This is a genomic window from Xenorhabdus hominickii (assembly GCF_002632725.1).
GTDB classification, from domain to species: Bacteria; Pseudomonadota; Gammaproteobacteria; order Enterobacterales; family Enterobacteriaceae; genus Xenorhabdus; species Xenorhabdus hominickii.
The window spans coordinates 1-782 of sequence record NZ_NJAI01000073.1; the positions used below are offsets into that span (position 1 = coordinate 1).

General features: G+C 40.2%; 1 protein-coding gene. It reads left to right on the forward strand.

The genetic code is table 11. The features are described from left to right. Positions 1–782, forward strand: a 782-nt coding sequence (locus Xhom_RS25125; RefSeq protein ID WP_145957533.1) for a DNA methyltransferase, incomplete at both ends; no start/stop codon positions are given.

Genomic DNA, 782 nt, shown 5'->3' on the forward strand with positions numbered 1-782 from the left:
TATAATATCTATTTGGATAATTTTAGCCGGGAGCACAGGGATTTTTATGATGCGATAAAAGAGTCGGAATATCTTAGTGATGAGCAGTTAAATAAACTGGATGAAATTTTATCGGGCGTCACGTTAAAGTCTTTGTCCGACGTATATAAAGGGCCGGCTTCCAAAAAGAATGAATGGCTTTTCGATAATAGCTGGCGAATAGGTCAGTGTGTCAAATCCAGCAGCGTTCACAAACTCAGTGAAGAAAAGCGGAAAAATAAAAAAACAAAGGATGTTTTTTCTGTTCAGTCAGCGCAGGGGTTGGTCTATCTGGTACGCGGAACCTATTCAGAAACCCGCCGACACCCCAGACTGCAATTAATCTTTGCCTCTGATCACCTGTTTGTTCACCCGGGTGATTTTTGGTCGCATATTAAAACCACAGGGCTTGATAATGAAGGGGGTGTACCTTTCAAAAACGGGAAAAAGCCCTTAAAGCTCGTGACTGAACTGATTAGTTCTTTAAAGGGCCTGAGTGACGGCGATATTGTTTTGGACTTCTTCGCGGGTTCAGCAACGACGGGGGAAGCAACCATGATAGTGAGTAAAAATAACAATATTAAATTAAATTATATCTTGGTTCAGTTACCCGAAAATTTAGAGGACACCTATAAATTAGCCGGTACTGAGGTGAAAAAGCAACTAAAAGCGTCTATGGATTACTTAAATGAATTGGGTAAGCCGCTTAACTTAACCGAACTGGGAAAACAAAGAATGAGATTGAGTATTGAAAAATACAAAAC